This is a genomic window from Pelagibacterium halotolerans, assembly GCF_044811015.1.
In the GTDB taxonomy this organism is placed as follows: domain Bacteria; phylum Pseudomonadota; class Alphaproteobacteria; order Rhizobiales; family Devosiaceae; genus Pelagibacterium; species Pelagibacterium halotolerans_A.
On the sequence record NZ_CP085243.1, the window covers coordinates 896961 to 918719 of the forward strand.

Consider the following 21759-nt stretch of genomic DNA (forward strand, 5'->3'; position numbering starts at 1 on the left):
CTCCCTCGCCTCGATCAGCGCGTAAAGCTCTGGGCGTTGCCCGCGTCGACGTTGATGATGTTGCCGGTCGATTTTGCCGACATGTCGGATGCGAGGAAATAGATGGCCTCGGCGATGTCCTCGGGGAACACCGAGCGCTTGAGCATGGAGCGCTGGCGGTAGTGTTCTTCGAGGTCGTCGGTGTCCATTTTATAGGCCGCCGCGCGCTGTTCTTTCCACTCGCCCGTCCAGATTTTCGAGCCGCGCAGGACGGCGTCGGGGTTCACCACGTTGACGCGGATCTGTTCGCCCGCGCCTTCGAGCGCGAGGCAGCGCGCCAGGTGGATTTCGGCGGCCTTGGCCGTGCAGTAGGCCGAAGCGTTGGGGGACGCGGCGAGGCCGTTTTTCGAGGCGACGAAGACGACATTGCCGCCGATCTTCTGGGACCGGAAGAGCTTGAACGCCTCGCGGGAGACGAGGAAATAGCCCGTCGAGAGGATGTCCATATTCTTGTTCCAGAGCGCGAGCGTCGTTTCCTCGATGGGCGCCGAGGAGGCGAGGCCGGCGTTGGAGACGAGGATGTCGAGCCCGCCGAATTCCACAGCGGCGCTGACAAAGCCCGAGATGACCGCATCTTCGCTCGTGACGTTCATTTCGACGGTGCGCACGACGTCTTTCGAAAACGCGCCAGCAAGCTCGTCCTGCGCGTTGGCGAGGCCGCCCGCGTCAATATCGGCGAGGACGACGCAGGCACCTTCGCGCAGGAGCCGGGCGGCTGTGGCCTTGCCGATGCCCCCTGCCCCACCGGTCACAAGCGCGACCTGGCCAGCCAGTGATTTGGGCTTGGGCATGCGCTGGAGTTTGGCTTCTTCCAAGAGCCAGTATTCGATGTCGAAGGCTTCCTGTTCGGACAGGCCTTGATAGGTCGAAACGGCGGAAGCGCCGCGCATGACGTTGATGGCGTTGACGTAGAATTCGCCGGAGATACGGGCGGTGGCCTTGTCCTTGGCGAAGGTGAACATGCCCACGCCGGGCATCAGGTAAACGACAGCGTTGGGGTCGCGCATGGCCGGGGAATCGGGGCGCTTGCAACGCTCGTAATAGGCGGCGTAGTCGGCGCGATAGGCTTCGACGTCCTTTTCGAGGTTGGCGATGACCGTATCGACGTCGGGATTTTTCGGATCGAACCCGATCACCAGCGGACGGATTTTCGTGCGCAGGAAATGGTCGGGGCACGAAGTGCCGAGGGCAGCGAGCGGTTCGAGGTTTTGCGAATTGACGAAATCGAGGACGGCGGCGCTGTCGTCGAAATGGCCGACCTTGTGGCTGTCCGCCGAGATCATGCCGCGGATACGGGGCATCAAACGCGCGGCGATGGCGCGGCGGTCGGCCTCGGGCAGAGATTCCACGTTCGCGCCGCCGAATGCGGGAACGCTTTCGGTTTTCTTTTCAAGCCACGCGATGGCTTTATTGATGGTCGCGATGGTCGTTTCGTAGCATTCCTTGGGCGTATCGCCCCAGGTGAAAAGGCCGTGGCTTTCGAGGATGACGCCCCTGGCTTCGGGGTTTTCGAGGCAGAACTTTTCGAGCCAGAGGCCGAGTTCGTAGCCTGGGCGCTTCCAAGGGAGCCAGCCGATCTCCTCGCCGAAGATCTCCTGTGTCAGCGCTTTGGAATCCTTGGACGCGGCGATGGCGATGATGGCGTCGGGGTGCATGTGATCGACGAAGGGGCGCGGCACATAGGCGTGCAGCGGAGTGTCGATGGAGGCGGCGCGGGGATTGAGGTTGAAGGTGGCGTGCGGGAGGTAGCCGACCATTTCGTCTTCGTATTCGACGCCGCGATAGAGCTCCTTGAGCGCCCGGAGCTTGTCCATATAGAGCGTCGCGAAGCCGTCGCGCTTGATGGTGCCGACGTCGCCGCCCGAGCCCTTGACCCAGAGGACTTCGACCTCCTCACCGGTCAGCGGGTCTTTTTCAAAAATCTTGGAGGACGTGTTGCCGCCGCCATAATTGGTGACGCGCTTATCTGAACCCAGAAGGTTGGAGCGATAGACGAGGCGCTCAGCTTCGCTCATGGACGCGGCCCTGGCATCGTCCCACAGGTTCTCAAGGCGCGCCGGCGCGAATGAATCAGCCATTTGGTCCTCCCGGGATCTTGGTATTGTCCTTCATTTCCATGACCGCACGCCGAAAGTCAATCAGTTTCACTCAACTTCCGTCACTTCCACAAACCACGAAACCGGCGCAGTTTTAACCGCACACGGCTGACAATCTCGACACTTCGGAGATTTTTCCGCGCACAACCGCAGTGTCAAACGCCTGGTTGACAGAAATTTTGATTGACTTTGATTGAATGCTCTCGGATGTTGATCGGCAGGAGGAGCCAAATGCACGAAAAAGAACGTCACCGCCTGATCGTGTCCGCCGTCCAGAGCAAGCCGGTCGCCACCGTGGCCGAGCTCGTTGAGCTGACCGATTCCTCGGAAGCGACGATCCGGCGGGACATTGCGGCGCTGCATGTGCAGGGCCGGCTGCGGCGCGTGCGCGGCGGCGCGGAAGCGCTGACGCCGCCTTCGACCTCTTCGCTCATTGGACGTCCGTTTGCCGTTAACGAGGGCATCAACGCCCCTTTGAAGCGCGCGATTGCCAAGGAGGCGGTTGCGCTGTGCAAGGACGGGGAATCGATCATCATCAATGGCGGGACGACCACCTTCCAGATGGTGCACTACCTCGCGGCGCGGCGGATGCAGGTGTTCACCAACTCCTTCCCCATCGCCAGTCACCTGCTCGCGCACTCCAAGAACAGCGTCATCGTGCCCGGCGGCACGATTTACCGCGAGCAGAACATCATCCTCTCACCCTTCGAGAGTGATGTGACCAAGCATTTTTACGCCCAGCGCATGTTCATTGGCGCCCAGGGGCTGGGGCCGCACGGGCTGACCGAGGCCGATCCGCTGATCATCCAGGCCGAGCAGAAGCTGATCGGCCAGGCGGACGAACTGGTCGTTCTGGCGGATTCCTCGAAATTCAAACAGCGCTCAAGCCTCATTCTGTGCACGCTCGGGCGGATCGATACCGTCATTACAGATCGCGGCATTCGCGACGAAGACCGGCAGATGCTCGAAGACGAAGGCGTCAAGGTCGTCATTGCGGACGCGGAGGCAAAAGAATCGTCGTCGGTTGCCTAAAGCCGGCGTCGGAAAACCAACCAAATCGCTCCAGGGAGGACATTCATGAGCTTGGTTAAGACACTCATCACGTCGACAGCGCTTGCGGCAGCGATGCTGACCGCCGCCGCTCCGGCACAGGCCCAGACGCGCATCGCGCTTGTGGTCAAATCGCTCGGCAACGGCTTTTTCGAAGCCGCCGCTGCCGGTGCCCGCGACGCCGCCGAGGAAATCGGCGATGTGGAAATCATCTATACCGGCCCGACCGAGCCGACGGCGGAAGCGCAGATCGAAGTGATCAACACGCTGATCGCCCAACAGGTCGATGCCATCGCGATTTCGGCCAACGATCCGGACGCCCTCGTTCCGGCTCTGCAGCGGGCTATGGATCGCGGTATAACGGTGATTTCCTGGGACTCGGGCGTTGCCCCTGAAGGCCGCGAAATGCACCTCAACCCGTCGTCCAATGAGCTGATCGGCGACACGATCATCCGGCTTGCTGCCGACCATCTGCCCGATGGCGGAGAAGTTGCCATCCTCTCGGCTACGGCGACCGCGACAAACCAGAACATCTGGATCGAGGAAGCCCAGAAGGTGCTGCCCAACTACGAAGGCATCGAACTCGTCGACATCGTTTATGGCGACGACCTTTCGGACAAGTCGTATCGCGAAGCCCAAGGCCTGATTCAGTCCTATCCCGATCTCGACGCGATCATCGCGCCGACGACGGTGGGCATCGTGGCCGCAGCACAGGCGGTGACCGACGCTGGCAAGATTGGTGAAATCAACGTGACCGGCCTTGCCCTGCCGTCTGAAATGGCCGGGCATATCGAGTCCGGCGCATCGCAGAGCTTCGCGATCTGGAACCCGATCGATCTGGGTTATTCGGCGACCTATATCGCTCATGCGCTTGCGACCGACGCGGCGACCGCCGAGCCCGGCGCAACGATCGGCATCGGGCATGTGGGCGAAGTGACCATTGGCGAAGACGGACAGGCTGCGATGGCCGAGCCGTTCACCTATGACGCGAGCAATATCGATCAGTTCAAGACGATCTTCTGATTGTGGGAAGTTGCGGAGCGCGGGTCTTCCGTGCTCTGCACCTCCGTTCACCGTCAATGATGCAAGATTCATGCAGCGGCCCCCTTCTCCCTTAGGGGAGAAGGGGAGCCATGCCTGCGTAAACGCCGAAGCCCTCCATCGGCGGGCAGGAAGCTGCTTAAGGGGAACGCGACCAACGGTTTACCTGCGCGCATTTGGGAGCAACAATGCTCAATAGACCTGAGAAACCAGCAACGATGACCGCAGAACCGATCCTGCGCCTTGAGGGGATCACCAAGACGTTCCCCGGCGTCAAAGCGCTCAACGACATTGCGCTCGAGCTCTATCCAGGCCAAGTCACGGCGCTCGTCGGCGAGAACGGCGCGGGGAAATCGACGCTGGTCAAGATCATGACCGGTATCTACCAGCCTGACGCCGGAGAAATCACGCTCGATGGCGAGCCGGTACATTTCCCCTCCGCGCACGCAGCGCTCGAGCATGGAATTACCGCCATCCATCAAGAGACCGTACTGTTCGACGAGCTGTCGGTCGCCGAGAACATCTTTTTGGGCCACGCGCCACGCACCCGGGTCGGCTTTGTCGACTGGAAAACGCTACGCGCCGAGGCTACCGACATTCTCAAGAGCATGGGCGCGCCAATCGATCCGGGCGCACGGCTCAAGGATCTTTCCATCGCCAACAAGCACCTCGTTGCTGTGGCCCGTGCGCTCTCGATAGAAGCGCAGATCGTGATTATGGACGAGCCGACCGCCGCGCTCTCGCACAAGGAGATCGAGGAGCTTTTCGTGCTCGTCGATTTGCTGCGGCAGGACGGCAAGGCGATCCTTTTTATCTCGCACAAATTCGACGAAATCTTCCGCATCGCGGACCGCTACACCGTGTTCCGCGACGGGGAGATGGTCGGTTCAGGGCTCATGGCCGAAACCGATCAGAAAAAGCTCGTGCAAATGATGGTGGGCCGGTCGGTTGATCAGGTCTTCCCCAAGCAGGACGTCGCGCTCGGCGAGACCGTGCTGGAGGTCAAAGGGCTCTCGCACCCCACCGAATTCGATGACATTAACTTTACCCTGCGCCGCGGCGAAATCCTCGGGTTCTATGGGCTCGTTGGCGCGGGGCGCTCGGAACTGATGCAGGCGCTTTTCGGGGCGACACGCCCCTCGGGCGGCACGGTGACGCTCGAAGGCAAGCCGGCCCTGGCCAAAAGCGAGGCGGACGCAATTGAAAAGGGCATCGTTTATGTACCCGAGGAGCGCGGGCGCCAGGGTGCGGTGATCGGCCTGCCGATTTTCCAGAACATCTCCCTACCCTCTTTGAAAAAGACGTCTCGCAACGGCTTTCTCGACCTTGCGCGCGAATTCGCTCTGGCGCGGGAATATGCCGGGCGGCTGGACTTGCGCGCGTCGTCGCTGAGCCAGGACGTGGGCACGCTTTCGGGCGGGAACCAGCAGAAGGTCGTGATCGCGAAATGGCTGGCGACCCAGCCGAAGGTCATCATTCTCGATGAACCGACCAAGGGCATCGATATCGGCTCGAAGGCCGCCGTGCACGCATTCATGAGCGCGCTGGCTGCCGAGGGGCTGTGCGTCATCATGGTCTCGTCCGAGTTGCCGGAAATCATGGGCATGTCGGACCGGGTGATTGTGATGCGCGAAGGCCGGATGGCCGGAGAATTCACGCGCGACGCGCTCGACGCCGAAACGCTGGTGCGCACCGCCGCGGGTATTGAGGATCATTGACCGTGCAAGCACTTTTGAAACATCGCGAACTCATTCTGGTTGCCGCCATCGCGGTGCTCGTGGGGCTGATCGCCCTGCGATTTCCCGGCTTTATCGCGCCGCGGAACATCGTGCGGGTATTCGACGATACTTCGATCCTGATGATGCTGGCGCTTGGGCAGATGGTGGTTATCCTGACCCGGTGCATCGACCTCTCGATTGCCGCCAATCTGGCGCTGTGCGGCATGATCGTCGCAATGATCAACGCGGCGTTTCCTGACATTCCGATCCCGGCATTGATCGTCGTCGGCGTTGCGTGCGGGGCCGCGCTTGGGGCGATCAATGGATTGCTTGTCTGGAAGCTCGATATTCCTTCCATCGTCGTGACACTGGGGACGATGACGATTTTCCGTGGGTCGATTTTCCTTCTCTCGTCGGGCGAATGGGTCAACGCGCACCAGATGAGCGCAGCGTTCAAAGGATTCCCGCGAACGGACATCCTCTCGGTGCCGGTCTTTTCGTGGATCGCGATCGTCGTTATCGCACTCTTTTACGTGCTGATGACGCGGACGCCGCTGGGCCGGTCGTTCTATGCGGTCGGGGTCAATCCTACCGCGTCGGTCTATACGGGGATCGATGTGGGGCGGACGCGGTTCTTCGCGTTCGTTGTGTCGGGCCTCGTGGCCGGGCTTGCCGGGTACCTTTGGGTGTCGCGCTATGCGGTCGCCTATGTGGATATCGCGGGCGGGTTCGAGCTTGAGGTGGTCGCGGCATGCGTGATTGGCGGTATTTCGATTGCTGGGGGGATCGGGACAGTGGCCGGGGCTGTGCTCGGGGCTCTGTTCCTCGGGGTCGTCAAGAACGCTCTGCCGGTGATCGATGTCTCGCCGTTTGCGCAAATGGCGATTTCAGGGGCGGTCATCGTCATCGCTGTCATCTTCAACGCCCGCGCCGAGCGCAAGAAGGGCCGGATTATCCTTAAAAAAGCGGAGGTGGCAGCATGAGCGATACCACTCTTTCCCCCCGTGCCATTCCCGACCGGCTGGAGAGCCCCGTAAAGGCGGCGCTCAAGAGTTGGGAAATGCTGCTGCTGCTCGTGGCGGTCGCGATCTTCATCTTCAACAGCCTTGCGACGCCCTACTTCCTCAACCCGTGGAGCCTTTCGGACGCAACATTCAATTTCACCGAGCGGGGCATTATCGCGCTCGCGATGGCGATGGTCATTATCTCGGGGGAGATCGACCTTTCGGTCGCTGGTATTCTGGCGCTGGCCTCCACCGCGATGGGGGCGGCGGCGCAGTTCGGCGTGGACGTGCCGGTGCTCATTGCCATCGGACTCGGGGTCGGCGTCCTCTGCGGGGCGTTCAACGGGTTGCTGGTCTCGGGGCTCGGCCTGCCATCGATCGTCGTTACCATCGGGACGATGAGCCTTTTTCGGGGCATTTCGTATATCGTTCTGGGGGACCAGGCGTATCGCGGGTATCCGTCGGGCTTTTCGTTCTTCGGACAGGGTTACGTCTATTGGGTGATCTCGTTCGAGATCGTGCTGTTCCTCGTGATGGCGGTGCTTTTCTACATTCTGCTGCACCGGACGAGCTTCGGACGGTCAGTGTTCGCCATCGGAAATAACGCGATGGCGGCGCAGTTTTCGGGGATCCGGGTGCGGCGGGTGAAGTTCGTGCTTTTCTGCCTGACCGGGCTGATGGCCGGAATGGCCGCGATCCTTTTGACGTCGCGGCTTGGTTCGACACGGCCTTCGATCGCATTTGCGTGGGAACTTGAGGTGGTGACCATCGTTGTGCTCGGCGGCATCTCGATCCTGGGGGGTTCCGGGAGCATCCTCGGGGTGGTGATCGCTGGGTTCGTCATGGGGCTGGTGACGTTCGGGCTGGGGCTTTTGAACGTGCCGGGGATCGTGATGTCGATCTTTGTGGGGCTGATGCTGATCACGGTGATCGCGATCCCGATCATTGCGGGACGTATCCGCAATCGCCGTTAGGCGGTCGGGCGGGTCAGGACGAAGAGCGCTGCAGACGCCAGAACGACGGCCTGAATGGCAAGCACCCAAAGTGCGAGCCCAAAGGCTGCTGAAAGCGCCAGCGTGGCGATCATGGTTGCGACGGCGAGCGTCTTTGCCCGGGCGGAGATCGCGCCGGCTTCCTGCCAGTCGTGAATCAGCGGGCCGAACATGCGATGGGTTACGAGCCAGCGGTGCAGGCGTTCGGAGCCCTGCATGAAGCAGAAGGCAGCAAGCAGGATGAAGGGCGTCGTCGGCAGGAGGGGCAGAACGGCGCCGAGCATTCCAAGGGCGGTCGCGGTGCAGCCGGCGCTGATCCAGAAGATGCGGCGCATGGCGCTTATCCTTCGGCAGGACGCGGGTTGAGGCGGGGCGCCACAAGGATGGGGCCGTAGACCGCAACGAAGCTTATGAAGGTAAGGATCCACAATAGGCCGCTGATCGCGAAGAGCGCGTAGTAGGCTCCAGGGAAAAGGTCTACCGCAGGACGAACGAGCGTTGCGAGGGTGAGGTAGCCGTAGGCCATGACTGTGAAGGGGCTGGCCTTTATGGGCCGGCCCGTGTGCCCGAGCGACGCGCGGGTCATGACGGCGAGGGTCATGCCGCCAAGGGTGCCGATGGTGAGGACATGGAGCGCCGAAGGTTCGGTGAGGACGCCCAGCGCGGCAAGGCCGATGCAGATGAGGCCGAGCGCGAGGAAGGCGTAGGCGATGTGGAGGATCAGGACGATTGGCTCGCGCCATGCAGGCCAGCCGTGCCAGCGGTAGAGGCGGATGCCCTGCACTGCCCCGGCACTGATCGCGAGCGCGGCGGTGGGCCAGGATTGCGGGCTCAGGTTCCATGCGGCGAGCGCGATGGCCATGTAGAAAATTGCGAACTTGTCCCAGGTATCGAACGGCGCCGGAAGGCGGCGGGCACCCCGGCGCGAGAGCCAGTTGCGCGTAAAGCTGGGGATGATGCGGCCGCCGACCAGCGCGATGAGCAAGACCCAGCCGGTGATGCCCAGACGGGTGGCGGGCGTAGTATCCAGGCCCCAATAGGCCGCGAGGTGGAACCATATATTGGCGGCCGAGAGGATGCCCAGGCCGATGAGGATTTTGAGGTTTTTCCAATTGCGCCCGGCGACGATCTCGCGCATGGCGATCACAGCGAGGGCGGGGAGGAATGCGCCGTCAACGATAAGCGCAGCTTCGAGGTTCACGAGGTCGGGCTGGATGAGCAGAAGCCGGCCCGCAAGCCAGAGCAGGAATAGGCCGAGCAAGGGGCGCCCGGAGACGGGCAGCCGTCCGGTCCAGTTGGGGATGGCGGTGAGCATGAACCCGGCAAGCGCGGCAGCGGTATAGCCGAAGAGCATTTCGTGGGCGTGCCAGTTAACCGCGCCATAGGCACCACCGACGGGCCAGCCGGTGGTCAGCGTTGCGACCCACAGGGCCACGGCAAGCACCGCCCAGACGCCCGCGCCGAGAAAGAACGGACGGAAGCCGTAGGACAGGAATGCCGGTCCGGTGCGGGCGAGACCGCGGGGGATGCCGCCGGTTGCTACGCGCGTGAAGAACAAGGAGCCGCCTCAAATGTTCGTGCCAGATGCACGGGGCGTAGCGTGGCCGGGTGGCAGCTGTCTTTGCGATATGTCAAAGAGCCCGAGGCCGACCGGTTAGCGGCCACGGCCCTCGGCGAGCATCAGAAGGCGGTCGGGGTTGCAGATGAGGAGCTTCTGGCGTCCGGCCTTGACGAGCCCCTTTTCCTGCCAGGCGGACATGATGCGCGATACCGTGTGGAGCGTGGTTCCGGTCATCTCGGCTATGTCCTGCTTGGACAGGGGGAAGTCGATGCGGATGCCGTCCGGTTCTTTTTTTCCGGACTGGTCGGCCAGCCGCAGCACGGCGTGCGCGACGCGGCGCTCGACCTCCTCGGTAGCCATTTCACGCAGGCGGACATGCGATTCCTGGAGGCGCTGGCCTATGGTCTGCATGGCGCTGGTCGCCAACGGGGCATGCTGTTCGATGAAGGTCGACCAGAAGCTCATGGGCCAGGCGAGCGCAACGCTGTCGATCGCGGCCGTCGCGGTGCCGGGATAATCCATGCGCTGAAGGGCCTTGGCGAACCCGAAGAGTTCACCGGGGTTGACGATGCGGATAATGACCTGCTGGCCGTCCTCAGTGACTTGCGTAACCTTGAGCCGGCCCTCAAGCAGGACGAAAAAGTTGAGCGCATCCTCGCCTTGCTCGAAGACGGACGTTCCGGAGGGATAATGGCGGACGGCGGCCTTGGCCAGCACTTCATCGAGCTTGGCGGCGTCCATCTTCTCAAAGAGAGAAAAGTGGCGCACAGCCGCGCTATTGATTGCCACCATGTCGCGCGCTCTTCCCGGTTCCGGCCTGCATCGGAACCAGAATAGAGCCCATGGGAGGCACTAGCAATGGTCCGCGCTAGGCGAATATCGGCTGCACGATTTGCCGAACTGCCTTGATGAGCGGATCGTACCAGTGCCGCTCGCGGATGAGGCGTATACCGAGGTGATCGGGCGGCACGCCCACCGCGCAGGCTCCAACGACGGCATCCCGGATGAAAACCGAGAGATAGGCCCTATGCTCGCCCTGGAGCGTCCGGACACCGCAATTCTCGTGCCGCGATATCTCATCGCCGCCATTGTCGAACCGGACCCGCGCGTAGCAGGTGCTGGTCCACTCCCAAAGATTTCCGTTGGCATCGGCGACACCGAAGACGTTTTCGCCGAATGCGCCCAAGGGCTGTACCATGCTTCTGCCAACCTGCGAGCGGTCAGCGTATTCGCGGTATTCGGCGAGCCATTGGCTCACAAAACTATCGGTTGGGGCCTCGATGGCGGTCTCCGCCTCCGCCATACGATAATGCGCCGCCTCAACATCGGTCGGCAAGCGCCAGGTTTCACCGGTAACGTTCGAGAGCCAGCTGGCATAGGCTTCGGCGTCCGTATAGCTCACCCCGGTCACCGGCAAATCCGGATCGACGGGCGTATTTTCGTCGAGCGCGAGGCAAGCGCCATCGGTGACGCATCGCGCGTAGTCTGCCACCGAAACCTGATATTTCATGACTTCGAGCGCGCCTCGCAAGAAGACACTCTCAACCGGCGCGCCAACGACGTGTCCACCTACGGTAAACTCTCCGGGCAACACGTATTCGAACCGGCCTCGCGGAACCTGCACAGTCTCTATGTCCGGTTCGAACTGCACGCCTTGGCCGGCGTGTTCGGGCAATGAAAGCCCGGCGATCACGGCGCCGAGCGCGGCGAGGAGCAGCACGGGCGCAGCGAGTGATGCGGCTGGTCCGATCTCAATGCGCTGTGCCATGCCATTTCTCCATCTGGAATTCCTTGCGGAGCAACGCCCCAAATCAACCATAATTCGCCGCGTATTTTTTCCTGCGGGGGGAGACAGGAGAACTACTGTGATTGAGATGAATCCCGTTGTGCATTTCGAAGCCCCTTATGCTGACGGCGAGCGCCTGGCGAAATTCTACAAGGACGCCTTCGGCTGGCAGATCACGATGATGGGCGAGGACATGGGCAACTATATCCTCGCGACGACAACAGAAACCGGCGACAGCGGCCCCAAAAAGCCCGGGGTCATCAATGGAGGCTTCTTTCCCAAGGATGGAGCACCAATGACCGGGCCATCGTTCGTCATCCAGGTTGAAAACATCGCCGGCGCCACGCAACGGGTTAAAGACTCCGGGGGCAAAGTTTTGGGCGAGCCGGTCGATATCCCCGGTGTTGGGCTGTATATCCTTTTCGTGGATACCGAGGGTAACAAGCTCAGCATGCTACAGCCTGCACAACGCTAAACGGAAGGCGACCCGTGGGCTGTGCCTATGGGTCGCCTTCCCAACTCCCCCGGCTGTTACTGGATCGGGCGCGGCTCGACGACCTGGGTCATCAGATCATCATTCCACTCGCCCTCGACGATCACATGCGCGGTCGCACCCAGCTGCTCGGCCTCGATCAGGTTGTGATTGACGTAGGCATAGACGCCCGGTTGCAGGAATGTGTAGACGGCCGCGCCGGCTGCACCGCCTGGGATATGCCAGGTTTCGAGGTCGCGTAGCGGGGGATTGTTGAAGCTGCCCTCGGCCCAGACATAGTCGCCGTGCCCACCGATCAAGTGCGGACGCGTATCGCGGTTGGCCGAACTGTGGACGAACAGCACTGTTTCCCCGACATTGGCGGTGAGTGCGTTCTCCCCTGTCAGTGCGCCGACGGCGCCGTTGAAAACGACGTGGCTGGGGGTCAGCGTCGTAATGGTGTCCATCGTATCGGCATACGACTCGCCGAGCGAACCGTAGCTCTTGAAGTCGCCGTTCTCGTCGCGGGGAATATAGAAATCGTTCTCGCCGATATAATAGGTGCGGTCGAAGACGATCGGATCGCCATTTTCGTCCTTGAGGCCATCACGCGGCAGGACCATGATGGCGCCACTCATACCGGTGACCACGTGCCAGGCGATCATGCCCGGAGGCGCGCAGTGATAAACGAAGACGCCGGGACGGGTCGCCTTCCAGCGCAGGACGACTTCTTCACCGGGGTTCACGTGGGTCAGCGCGCCACCGCCCAGGGCACCGGTTGCAGCGTGGAAGTCGATATCGTGCATCAGGCTATTGGTGCCGGGATTGACGAGGGTCAACTCAACATAGTCGCCTTCGTGGACAACCATGAGCGGGCCCGGAATCGATCCGTCAAATGTCATCGCCTGGAGCGTCGTGCCCTGCCGGTCGATGACATGAGGCCGCTCTTCGATCTCCATCCTGAACTGGACGACGCGCGGCTCGGTTGGCGCGACCTGGTCGTAACCGTGCACGAAAGGTGGCGCGACAAGGTCGACCTGCACGTGCTCGAGAGCCGCAATATCGGTCGTTGCGTCTTGACCGAAGGCCGGGAGGGCAAGACCGAAAGGTGCAGCAATAGCCGCCGATGCGATCCCGGCAAGAAAAGTACGGCGAAGCATTGCTGTTGTCCTGGTCATTTTTGTTCTCCTGAATCTGGCGGACCAATTGCGATCCATGCTTTTATTTTTATCGCAGGCAGGGCGGAGAACTTTGACCCCGATCAAACAAACAGAACTATAGCCGCGCCAGAACGTCGCACCTTCCAAAGTATTCAATCGAGATAATGAAAAACGAACCAAATTTCATCGCATCCTTGATGTAAATCAAAGAGCGAGAACATCGGACATTCTAAACGTCCTGAAGAATGCACTATGTTGTATTCCAACTCAGGAGACGGAAAATGAAGAAACCGATCGCACTCGCTCTGGCTACGGCACTCGCCGCGGCGACGGTACCTGCCCTCGCAGAAGATTTTGAAGTTCAGATGCTCAACCGGGGCGAAGCCGGCGTCATGATCTTCGAGCCCGCGGCGCTCAAGATCGAACCGGGCGACACGGTGACGTTCGTTGCGACCGATCCGGGGCACAATGCCGAGACCATCCCGGGCATGTGGCCTGAAGGTGCCGAACCGCTGCGCACCGCCTTAGGCGAAACCGTGACGGTTACCTTCGACGCACCGGGTGTATATGGCATCAAATGCGCGCCGCACTATGCGATGGGCATGGTGGCACTGATTCAAGTTGGCGATGCCCCGGCCAATCTCGATGAGGCCAAGTCGGTCAGCACGCCGCCGGTCGCGGCGCAGCGGTATGAAACAGCATATGCGGCGCTCGGGCTCTGATTGACCGATCATCAATGTGCCTGCAGTCAATCGATTGCGGGCACATTCTTTTTGTTCCATACGTAGGGCCTGTCATCAATTGTAGATAGGCCCTGGCTTCGCGATGACAAACCTTGCTCTGGCGCTTTCCGTCTTTCTCGGAACACATCTACTGCCCTCGATACCCCGACTGCGCGATAGACTCATTTCGCGCTTCGGCAAGCGACCCTATCTCATCGGCTACGGGCTGGTTTCGACAGCCTGTCTCGTCTGGGTCATCGCCGCGGCCGTTACCGCGCCCGTTGTGTTCTTGTGGATGCCTTCGGGCTGGCAGGCGTGGATTACCGTTATCCTCTCTCCCGTCGCGCTTTTTCTGATTCTCGCCGGTGCGTTTTCGGTCAATCCGCTTTCGCTGTCGGCGCGGGGCAGCCGGGTCAATGAGGCCGGCGCCATTGTCGCAGTGACGCGGCACCCGGTCTTCTGGGGAGCGGCGCTGTGGGCGGGTTCGCACATTCCTCCCAACGGCGATACGCGCTCGCTGTTTTTGTTCGGAACCCTGACGCTGCTCGCCATTTCGGGCTTTTGGCTCGGGGACAAGCGGGCACGGCGGAGCCTTGGGTCCCGTTGGGACGATCTTGCCACGCGTACTTCGATCGTCCCATTCGCCGCCATCGTTTCCGGCCGCACGCGGTTGCGCGTGGATATGCCGATGATTGCGGCGGCAGTCGCTTCGGCGGGGCTCACATTCTGGCTATTGTCCGGCGGGCATGCCCGGCTTTTCGGCGCCGATCCGATCGCAGCCACCTTCTATTGATGGACGCCCTGCACCCTCACAAAGAGACGGTAAAAGCCGGTTTCAGGGTCGGACTGACCGACCCATTGATGGCCTATTTCCTCTAGAGCGGCCAACAAAAGCAACGGCTCACGCGGGACAAGCGCGAAGATCACCTCGCCAGACGCCATCGACCGCGCGATATCGAGAATCCGCTCGACGGGATCGGATACCGCAGGCTCGGTCAAATCGATGCTGCGCGCTGGCTCCGGCCATGATTCAGGCGCTTTTGCATTGGCCGAAATCCGCAACCCCGCCATGCTGGGCGGCATGAACGTAACCTGCCAGTCACCTTCCTGGGTTTGCTTGGCGAGATAGGTGAATCCCTTGCGCTCCATCACCTGGAACAGCGGATAAGGTTTGAACGGCACGAGAAGCCGGAGCGATTGTCCTGGCTGGAGGCTATCAACCGCTTCCATGATCTGGACAAACGGCTCCTGCCCTGCCGCAAGCGCTGGCCGGACGTCGAGTTCGAATGGTTCGGGGACCATCGGTCTCCCCTTTTTCTGGCGTGTCCAAATGCCCGCCAGGCGGGCCGATTTGGTCAATAGATTCGATGTGCACGGAATCTCCGTCTTTGATGCAGATCAAATAAGGCTCGGGCATTGGCCGCTATAGCACTCCGACCCGGCCAAATGGCCACCCGCGTCGACATCTGATTGGGGGAAATGCCACATGATGGCGCAACTGACGCGCGATGAGCGCGCGCTTTCAATTCTGCTTTTCGCCGTGCTGACCGTCTTCGGTTTCGCGCTTGCCGCGGCGGGACGTTACGATCCGGCCGGAGCCCATGGCTGGATCATGGTGTTTTTCGGCTTGGGCGGCGTCATCGTCATGCTGCGTGGCTGGAACGCACCCCTGCCGGCGCAAGACAGATCTGGAGAGTATTTCGACGACCCGACAAAAGTGGGGATCGTACTGGCGCTGATCTGGGGGGCCATCGGCATGCTGATCGGCGTGTGGGTGGCCTTTTTGCTCGCCTATCCCGATTTCAACCTGCAGGTACCCTGGACGAGCTTCGGACGCATCCGGCCGATCCATACGTCGGGGGTTATATTCGGGTTCGGCGGCAACGCGCTGATCGCCACCTCGTTCCACGTGCTGCAACGGACCTCGCGGGCTCGGATTCCCGACCAGTTCAGCCCGTGGTTCGTGCTTGTCGGCTACAACATCTTCTGCGTCCTCGCGGCGAGTGGCTACATGCTGGGGATTACCCAGTCCAAAGAATATGCCGAGCCCGAATGGTATGCTGATATCCTGCTCGTGGTTGTGTGGCTCGTCTATTTCTCGATCTACATCCGCACGCTCGCGCGCCGGAAGGAGCCGCATATCTATGTGGCCAACTGGTACTACATGGCGTTCATCCTGGTTGTGGCGATGCTGCACATCGTCAACAACCTCGCGGTTCCCGTCTCGCTCGGGCACGCCAAGAGCTATTCGCTCTTTTCGGGCGTGCAAGATGCGATGACGCAGTGGTGGTACGGGCATAACGCGGTGGCGTTCTTCCTCACCGCCGGCTTCCTTGGGATGATGTATTACTACCTGCCCAAGCGGGCCAACCGCCCCATCTTCTCCTACCGGCTGTCGATCATCAGCTTCTGGGGCATCACCTTCATGTATATGTGGGCGGGCTCGCACCATCTGCATTATACCGCCCTGCCCCACTGGGTGCAGACGCTGGGGATGGTGTTCTCGGTAATCCTGCTGATCCCTTCGTGGGCCTCTGCCGGCAATGCGCTGCTGACGCTCAACGGCGCCTGGCACAAGGTTCGCGACGATGCGGTGCTGCGCTTCATGGCACTGGCGGCACTCTTTTACGGCATCACGACCTTCGAGGGCTCGTTCATGGCTATCCGGCCGGTCAACTCGCTCTCGCACTATACGGACTGGACCATCGGACACGTGCATGCCGGCGCACTCGGCTGGGTGGCGATGATCACGTTTGGCTCGCTTTATGCTCTGGTGCCGTGGATCTGGAAGCGCGAGGACATCTACTCGAAGAAACTTGTCGAGGTGCACTTCTGGCTCGCGCTCATCGGCACGCTCATCTACGTCTTCGCGATGTGGAACTCGGGCGTCACCCAGGGGCTGATGTGGCGCACCTACAACGAAAGCGGCACGCTGACCTATTCGTTCCTCGAATCGCTGGTCGCGATGTTCCCTTACTACATCGCCCGGACCGTCGGCGGGGCGCTGTTCTTCATCGGTGCCGTGCTCGCGCTCTACAACGTCGTGATGACCATCCGGAGGCCGGCGCCGCAATCGGCAGAGTCTGTGGCCGATGTTCCCCACAGCCCCGTTCCGGTTCAGGCAGGAGAGTAAACGCCCATGTTCGGACTGCATTACAAGCTCGAACGCAGCGCGATCGGCTTCGTCCTTGCGATCGTCGTCGTCGCCTCGATCGGCGGTTTCATCGAAATCGCGCCCTTGTTCACCATAGACGAGACGGTGGAGGACGCCCCGGACATGCGGGTCTATACCCCGCTGGAGGTGGCCGGGCGCAACATCTATATCCGCGAAGGATGCTATGCGTGCCACTCGCAGATGATCCGCACGCTGCGCGACGAAGTGGACCGGTATGGGCCTTATTCGCTGGCTGTCGAATCCCAATACGACCACCCCATGCTGTGGGGCTCGAAGCGGACCGGGCCGGACCTTGCCCGGATCGGGGAGAAATATTCAAACGACTGGCATGTGGCGCACCTCGTCAACCCACGCGACGTTGTCCCCGAGTCGAATATGCCGCGCTATGGCTGGCTGATAGACACGACGCTGAGGACAGACGATCTCGGCGCACATCTGGCGGCTCTGCGCGCCGTGGGCGTGCCCTATACCGACGAGATGATCGCCAACGCGCCCGTCGACGCTGTGCACCAGGCCGATCCAATGGCATCGGCCACGGGGCTGGTCGAGCGGTACGGCGCGGCGACCAATATCGCGCTCTTTGACGGTAATGCCGAGCGGCTGACCGAGATGGACGCGCTTGTTGCCTATCTGCAGGTGCTCGGCCAGCTCACCGATCTTCCGACAACCACCCAGACAGCGGAGGTGCAATGATGCTGCCCGATCACGAGACGCTCGTCGCCTTCTCGAAATCCTTTGGCCTTTTCTACCTGATCGCCATGGCGATTGGCGTGCTGATCTACACCTTCTGGCCGTCTAACAAGAAGACCTTCAAGGCAGCGGCGCAGCTTCCGCTCGAAAATGGCGAGGATCGGCCATGACGCACAAGAACGAGCGCGATCCTGTAACCGGTCAGATCACGACCGGACACGAGTGGAACGGGATCAAGGAACTCAACTCGCCGGTGCCAAAGATCGTTTTCGGCGCGCTGATCATCGGCGCGATCTATGTCGCGGTCTGGACAGTGCTGATGCCGGCATGGCCGATGGTCGATAGCTACACCAAGGGATTGTTGGGCATCGACCAGCGAGACCAGGTGAACGAACAGGTCGCATTGGCGCGTATCGAACAGGCGGCGTGGGCCGACGCCGTTGCCTCCCGCCCGCTCGAAGAGGTGGCAGCCGACCTGCAATCGATGGCGGTCGTCCGGGAAGCCGGACCGACGCTCTTCCGCGACAACTGCGCGGCGTGCCACGCCGGCAGTGGCACCGGGCAAACCGGGTTCCCCAACATCGCCGAGGCACCGATGATGTGGGGCGACGGCGTCGATGCGATCTACCAAACCGTCCGCGTGGGGATCAATTCGGGCCATCCGGAGACCCGGTACGCGCAGATGTTGGCTTTCGGCAAGGACATGATGCTTCCGCGCGCCGATGTGAGCCTGCTCGTCGACTATGTACGGTTTATCTCGGGACAGGTGCCGGCGGACCCGGAAATCGAGGCGGCTGGCGCGCAGCTTTTCGCGCACAATTGCGCTTCGTGCCATGGCGCCGACGGCACCGGTGTTCCCGAAGTCGGCGCGCCGAACCTGACAGACGCTTACTGGACGTATGGCGGCGACAGGGACGCGATATTCCAGACCATTTTCTATGGCCGGCAAGGCCACATGCCACATTGGGAAGGCCGGTTGTCGGATACCGACATCCGCATTCTGGCGCTCTATGTGAGCGACTTGCGGGAGGAACGGCAATGAGTGCGGATGCCGTTCGCAAGCCCGCATCGCTGGTCAAGCTGACCGTGATGGCGGTCATCGGGGCAAGTCTGGCAGTGCTTGTCGGTGCAAATGCCCACCTGGTCTATGTCGCGTTCAGTTCCCAGCCCGATTGCGTCAGCCATTCAAAGACTGCCGGAGAAGCCGGAAGCGGCTTTCGGGCGGCCAAGTCCTCCTGCTAACAGGCCCCTGCCATGACCACACTGCCTCCTCTCGTTCCACCCCTCCCCAAGGCCATAGACCGGAACCGCCATCTGCCCGCGAGGGCCGCCTTCGGATGGCTCGCGCGCGGCTGGATGGATCTCTGGACCCAGCCCGTTCCCAGCCTGCTGTATGGGCTCGGCGTTGCGGCCATTTGCGCATTGGCTGTCTGGGCGATGACCGCGTTCGGCTGGGACCAGGTGCTGTTCCCCGCCTTGGCGGGCATCCTGATCCTCGGGCCGGCGCTGGCCGCGGGGCTCTATGAAAAAAGCCGCAGGATCGCTGCTGGCGAACCATTCACACCCCTTGCGATGCTGCGCCCGGGACATGGCGCGGGCTACCACATCCTCTTCATCGGTGCTGTATTGTGCACGCTGATGCTCGTGTGGATGCGCGCCGCCGTGCTCCTGTTCGCGCTCTTCTGGGGCTGGCGGGCGTTTCCGGGATTCGACCAGGTAACCCAAATGCTGATCGGGACGCCGAACGGCTGGGGGCTCCTGATCGTCGGCACGCTCGTAGGCGGGCTTTTCGCGGCGCTCGGGTTCGCGATCAGCGCCTTTTCGATCCCCGCGCTTATCGACCGCAAGCTTGATGCGTTCACCGCGATGGGACTCTCGATGACTTATGTGTGGCACAACCTGCCTGTCATGCTCGTCTGGGGCGGCATCGTTCTGGCGCTCTGGCTTGTGGGCTTCGCAACGGCGTTTGCCGCGTTCATCGTTGTCTTCCCTTGGCTCGGCCACGCCACATGGCATGCCTATCAAGCCATTAAAGACCCCGACCAATGACCTGTTGCGCCCCGTCTGAATTCGCCGATATCGCGCAGCCGCTGCCCGCCGGTCCGGCCGATGCCGAGATCCGGTCTGTCAGTCGTGCGCTCGGCGACGGGGCGATGCAGGCCGACATTTCGGTTCCAGGCATCCATTGCGGCGGCTGCATGCAGAAGATCGAGGACGGGTTGAGTGCCGTGCCCGGCGTCATCGCGTCGCGGGTAAACCTGTCGACCAAACGCGTGAGCCTGCAATGGCAGAATACGGATGCGGTGCGCCATGCGCTCGAGACGCTGCGGACGATCGGCTATGAAGGCCATCTCTTCGCGCCCGAGGACGGCGCCACCGATCCGGAATTGCGACGACTGGTGACGGCGCTTGCCGTCGCCGCGTTTTCGGCGATGAACATCATGATGCTCTCGGTGGGCGTGTGGTCGGGCGCCGACGCGGCGACGCGCGACGTGCTGCACTGGGTTTCCGCCGCCATCGCCCTGCCCGCCCTCGTCTATTCAGGGCGCGTCTTCTACCTCTCGGCCTGGAACGCGCTCAGGCACGGGCAGACCAATATGGACGTGCCGATCACCATCGGCGTCGTCCTCGCTCTGGGGCTCAGCATCTACGATACGGCGACGGGCGCCGCGCATGCCTATTTCGATGCGGCGGCTTCGCTGGTCTTCTTCCTGCTCGCGGGCCGCACGCTTGACCATATGATGCGCGAACGCGCACGGACCGCCGTCAAAGGGCTCGCCAAGCTGGCTGCTCGTGGCGCCGTTGTCGTCGACGATACGGGTACGCGAGAGTACCGCCCGCTTGAGGACATCGTTCCCGGCATGCGCATTCAACTCGCGGCGGGCGAGCGGGTGCCGGTCGACGCGATGGTGGACGCCGGCGCCTCGGATATCGACCTGTCGCTCGTCAACGGTGAGAGCGCGCCGGTTTCGATTACAGCTGGAGCGCGGCTGCACGCTGGAACGCTGAACCTCACCCAACCCATTACGATTGTCGCGCAAGCCACTGCGAAAGAATCGTTTCTCGCCGAAATGATGCGGCTGATAGAAGCCGCCGAAGCTGGGCGTGGGCCGCATCGGCGGATCGCGGACCGCGTGTCGCGGTTCTACGCACCGGTCGTCCATCTTGCGGCGGCACTCGCGTTTGCTGGCTGGTTTGCGCTGAGCGGGAATCTGCATCTGTCGGTCAGCGTTGCGATTTCGGTGCTGATTATCACCTGCCCCTGCGCGCTGGGCCTGGCGGTGCCGATCGTGCATGTGGTCGCGGCGCGAAAGCTTTTCGAGAGCGGTGTCATGCTCAAGGATGGCGATGCGCTCGAAAGGCTCGCAGAGGTCGATACGGTCGTTTTCGACAAGACCGGCACTCTGACGCTGGGCCGGGCCAGACTTACCAACCGCGACGAAATTGCTCCGGACGCACTCAAGATCGCGGGTGCGATCGCGGCGCATTCACGCCATCCATTCGCACAGGCAATTGCGCACGCGGCGCGGGACACGCTTGCGCTCGACGTCGAAGGTGTGACCGAAGCCCCGGGGCTCGGGCTCGAGGCGACGATCGGTGGTGAGCGCTACCGGCTGGGCCGCGCGTCGTGGGCCGTCCAGAGCTCGGTTGCCGGGGATGCGACCGGTACGGTGCTGGCGCGCGAGGGCCGGCAGATTGCCAGCTTCGCGTTCGAAGACGCGGACCGCCGGCAGGCGGCGGAGGCGATCCGTGCGCTCGAGCATAACGGATTGGCGACGGCGATGCTCTCGGGCGACAGGAAAGAAATCGCCAGGGACCTCGGAAACCGGCTCGGAATAGGCGAATGCCATGGCGATCTCATGCCCGCGGACAAGACCGGCTACATCGCCACGCTGTCGGCGGCGGGCCACAAGGTCATGATGGTCGGAGACGGCCTCAACGACGGCCCTGCCCTCGCTGCGGCGCATGTTTCAATGGCTCCGGCCAACGCCGCCGACGTCGGCCGGAACGCCGCCGGTCTTGTTTTCCTGCGCGAAAGCCTGATGGCCGTTCCAGCCGCGCTCGGCATCGCGAAGAAAGCTGCCCGGCTCGTGCGCGAGAACTTCGCGCTTGCGATTGCTTACAATGTCATCGCACTACCCATCGCCGTTCTTGGACATGTAACGCCGCTTATTGCTGCATTGGCGATGTCTGCATCGTCCGTTGTGGTCGTCGCCAACGCGCTGCGCCTGATGCGCGCGCGGCTCGACTGA

The 21759-nt window shown here is 62.0% G+C and carries 22 protein-coding genes; 15 read left to right on the plus strand and 7 right to left on the minus strand.

The window, feature by feature from the left end; all coding sequences use genetic code 11:
- Positions 1–14: 14 nt before the first annotated feature.
- The gene (locus LG281_RS04435) at positions 15–2117 is read right to left on the minus strand and encodes a bifunctional rhamnulose-1-phosphate aldolase/short-chain dehydrogenase (RefSeq protein ID WP_404404753.1); all 2103 of its coding nucleotides are present in this window, start codon (positions 2115–2117) and stop codon (positions 15–17) included.
- Positions 2118–2366: 249 nt separating this feature from the next.
- Here LG281_RS04435 and LG281_RS04440 point away from each other — a divergent pair, with 249 nt between their 5' ends.
- From LG281_RS04440 to LG281_RS04460, 5 genes are all read left to right on the plus strand, one after another.
- A complete protein-coding gene (locus tag LG281_RS04440) occupies positions 2367–3167 on the plus strand; it encodes a DeoR/GlpR family DNA-binding transcription regulator (protein WP_404404755.1) in 801 nt (266 codons plus the stop codon).
- A 45-nt stretch (positions 3168–3212) separates the two neighbouring features.
- Positions 3213–4208 (plus strand): rhamnose ABC transporter substrate-binding protein, encoded by a 996-nt coding sequence (rhaS, locus tag LG281_RS04445; RefSeq protein ID WP_404404757.1) that lies wholly within the window; start codon positions 3213–3215, stop codon positions 4206–4208.
- Between the two features lie 236 nt (positions 4209–4444).
- Positions 4445–5944 (plus strand): sugar ABC transporter ATP-binding protein, encoded by a 1500-nt coding sequence (locus LG281_RS04450; protein ID WP_404404759.1) that lies wholly within the window; start codon positions 4445–4447, stop codon positions 5942–5944.
- Between the two features lie 2 nt (positions 5945–5946).
- Positions 5947–6927, plus strand: a complete 981-nt coding sequence (locus tag LG281_RS04455; protein ID WP_404406619.1) for an ABC transporter permease — start codon at positions 5947–5949, stop codon at positions 6925–6927.
- Complete coding sequence (locus LG281_RS04460) at positions 6924–7922, plus strand: ABC transporter permease (protein WP_404404761.1); 999 nt, start codon at positions 6924–6926, stop codon at positions 7920–7922. Before LG281_RS04455 ends, LG281_RS04460 begins: the two co-directional genes overlap by 4 nt.
- Here LG281_RS04460 and LG281_RS04465 read toward each other — a convergent pair.
- The 4 genes from LG281_RS04465 to LG281_RS04480 all read right to left on the minus strand — a co-directional run bounded on the left by LG281_RS04465 (position 7919) and on the right by LG281_RS04480 (position 11269).
- The gene (locus LG281_RS04465) at positions 7919–8275 is read right to left on the minus strand and encodes a YbaN family protein (RefSeq protein WP_404404763.1); all 357 of its coding nucleotides are present in this window, start codon (positions 8273–8275) and stop codon (positions 7919–7921) included. The two genes, LG281_RS04460 and LG281_RS04465, sit on opposite strands and share 4 nt — an antisense overlap.
- Before the next feature lie 5 nt (positions 8276–8280).
- Positions 8281–9498 carry an NnrS family protein gene (locus LG281_RS04470; RefSeq protein ID WP_404404765.1) on the minus strand — a complete coding sequence of 406 codons (1218 nt, stop codon included), beginning with the start codon at positions 9496–9498 and terminating at the stop codon, positions 8281–8283.
- A gap of 96 nt (positions 9499–9594) precedes the next feature.
- On the minus strand, positions 9595–10293 hold the full coding sequence (locus LG281_RS04475) for a Crp/Fnr family transcriptional regulator (RefSeq protein WP_404404767.1): 699 nt from the start codon (positions 10291–10293) through the stop codon (positions 9595–9597).
- A 76-nt stretch (positions 10294–10369) separates the two neighbouring features.
- Positions 10370–11269: an SUMF1/EgtB/PvdO family nonheme iron enzyme gene (locus LG281_RS04480; RefSeq protein WP_404404769.1), complete on the minus strand. Its 900-nt coding sequence runs from the start codon at positions 11267–11269 to the stop codon at positions 10370–10372.
- A 106-nt stretch (positions 11270–11375) separates the two neighbouring features.
- Here LG281_RS04480 and LG281_RS04485 point away from each other — a divergent pair, with 106 nt between their 5' ends.
- Positions 11376–11762, plus strand: a complete 387-nt coding sequence (locus tag LG281_RS04485) for a VOC family protein (RefSeq protein WP_404406621.1) — start codon at positions 11376–11378, stop codon at positions 11760–11762.
- Positions 11763–11818: 56 nt separating this feature from the next.
- Here LG281_RS04485 and nirK read toward each other — a convergent pair whose 3' ends face one another.
- Entirely contained in the window at positions 11819–12937 is a 1119-nt protein-coding gene (gene nirK, locus LG281_RS04490; protein WP_404404771.1) for a copper-containing nitrite reductase, read from the minus strand.
- A gap of 263 nt (positions 12938–13200) precedes the next feature.
- Between nirK and LG281_RS04495 the strand changes: the two genes are divergently transcribed.
- Positions 13201–13641 (plus strand): pseudoazurin, encoded by a 441-nt coding sequence (locus LG281_RS04495; RefSeq protein WP_404404773.1) that lies wholly within the window; start codon positions 13201–13203, stop codon positions 13639–13641.
- A 103-nt stretch (positions 13642–13744) separates the two neighbouring features.
- Complete coding sequence (locus LG281_RS04500) at positions 13745–14434, plus strand: NnrU family protein (RefSeq protein WP_404404775.1); 690 nt, start codon at positions 13745–13747, stop codon at positions 14432–14434.
- Here LG281_RS04500 and LG281_RS04505 read toward each other — a convergent pair.
- Complete coding sequence (locus tag LG281_RS04505) at positions 14428–14943, minus strand: DUF2249 domain-containing protein (RefSeq protein WP_404404777.1); 516 nt, start codon at positions 14941–14943, stop codon at positions 14428–14430. The genes LG281_RS04500 and LG281_RS04505 overlap by 7 nt on opposite strands.
- 184 nt (positions 14944–15127) lie before the next feature.
- Between LG281_RS04505 and ccoN the strand changes: the two genes are divergently transcribed.
- From ccoN to LG281_RS04540, 7 genes are read left to right on the plus strand one after another with little or no spacing between them, the layout of a single operon-like run.
- A complete protein-coding gene (gene ccoN / locus LG281_RS04510; RefSeq protein WP_404404779.1) occupies positions 15128–16774 on the plus strand; it encodes a cytochrome-c oxidase, cbb3-type subunit I in 1647 nt (548 codons plus the stop codon).
- 6 nt (positions 16775–16780) lie between these two features.
- Positions 16781–17509: a cytochrome-c oxidase, cbb3-type subunit II gene (gene ccoO / locus LG281_RS04515; protein WP_404404781.1), complete on the plus strand. Its 729-nt coding sequence runs from the start codon at positions 16781–16783 to the stop codon at positions 17507–17509.
- Positions 17506–17676, plus strand: a complete 171-nt coding sequence (locus tag LG281_RS04520; RefSeq protein WP_404404783.1) for a cbb3-type cytochrome c oxidase subunit 3 — start codon at positions 17506–17508, stop codon at positions 17674–17676. Before ccoO ends, LG281_RS04520 begins: the two co-directional genes overlap by 4 nt.
- The gene (gene ccoP / locus LG281_RS04525) at positions 17673–18548 is read left to right on the plus strand and encodes a cytochrome-c oxidase, cbb3-type subunit III (protein ID WP_404404785.1); all 876 of its coding nucleotides are present in this window, start codon (positions 17673–17675) and stop codon (positions 18546–18548) included. The genes LG281_RS04520 and ccoP overlap by 4 nt, the downstream gene beginning before the upstream one ends.
- Entirely contained in the window at positions 18545–18748 is a 204-nt protein-coding gene (locus LG281_RS04530) for a hypothetical protein (RefSeq protein WP_404404787.1), read from the plus strand. Before ccoP ends, LG281_RS04530 begins: the two co-directional genes overlap by 4 nt.
- 12 nt (positions 18749–18760) lie before the next feature.
- On the plus strand, positions 18761–19555 hold the full coding sequence (locus LG281_RS04535) for a DUF2189 domain-containing protein (RefSeq protein ID WP_404404789.1): 795 nt from the start codon (positions 18761–18763) through the stop codon (positions 19553–19555).
- Entirely contained in the window at positions 19552–21759 is a 2208-nt protein-coding gene (locus LG281_RS04540; RefSeq protein ID WP_404404791.1) for a heavy metal translocating P-type ATPase, read from the plus strand. The genes LG281_RS04535 and LG281_RS04540 overlap by 4 nt, the downstream gene beginning before the upstream one ends.